General features: G+C 55.4%; 1 protein-coding gene. It reads left to right on the top strand.

The window, feature by feature from the left end; all coding sequences use genetic code 11:
• Positions 1-260, top strand: a 260-nt coding sequence (locus SB822_RS58400) for a 5'/3'-nucleotidase SurE (RefSeq protein ID WP_410859284.1), incomplete at both ends; no start/stop codon positions are given.

A 260-nucleotide genomic window follows, 5' to 3' on the forward strand; every position in this document is an offset into this window, starting at 1 on the left:
CGGTATACAAACGCTGGCGAAAGCCTTGCGTGAGTTTGCTGACGTTCAGGTGGTCGCCCCCGATCGTAACCGCAGCGGCGCTTCAAATTCTCTGACACTGGAATCCTCCCTGCGCACGTTTACCTTTGAAAATGGTGATATTGCTGTGCAAATGGGAACCCCGACCGATTGCGTCTATCTTGGCGTGAATGCTCTGATGCGTCCGCGCCCGGACATTGTTGTGTCCGGAATTAACGCCGGGCCGAATCTGGGGGATGATG

Source organism: Paraburkholderia sp. SIMBA_054 (genome assembly GCF_046534875.1).
Classification (GTDB): domain Bacteria; phylum Pseudomonadota; class Gammaproteobacteria; order Burkholderiales; family Burkholderiaceae; genus Paraburkholderia; species Paraburkholderia hospita.